2 tRNA genes are annotated in these 276 nt (G+C 52.9%); both read left to right on the top strand.

The window, feature by feature from the left end:
- The first annotated feature begins 66 nt into the window (after positions 1 to 66).
- Positions 67 to 141 (top strand) — tRNA-Asn (locus ASF99_RS16945).
- 26 nt (positions 142 to 167) lie between these two features.
- A tRNA-Ser gene (locus ASF99_RS16940) sits at positions 168 to 258 on the top strand.
- Positions 259 to 276 lie beyond the last annotated feature (18 nt).

The raw sequence follows: 276 nt of genomic DNA, 5'->3' as shown, positions 1-276 counted from the left end.
GCACTTGAACGCCGAAAGTAGTTGGGGGCTTCCCCCTGTGAGGATAGGACGCTGCCAGGCGATCGTTCCGCAATAGCTCAGCGGTAGAGCAACCGGCTGTTAACCGGTAGGTCGTAGGTTCAAATCCTACTTGCGGAGCCATTTATTACTTCTTCACCACGTACAATGGAGAGCTGTCCGAGTGGCCGAAGGAGCACGATTGGAAATCGTGTAGGCGTCAAAAGCGTCTCAAGGGTTCGAATCCCTTGCTCTCCGCCATCATCACTTTCAATTCAT

Origin of the sequence: Exiguobacterium sp. Leaf187 (assembly GCF_001423925.1) — a bacterium.
Classification (GTDB): domain Bacteria; phylum Bacillota; class Bacilli; order Exiguobacteriales; family Exiguobacteriaceae; genus Exiguobacterium_A; species Exiguobacterium_A indicum.
Note: the sequence above shows the minus strand (reverse complement) of the source record. Positions and strands in the feature narration are given on the sequence as shown.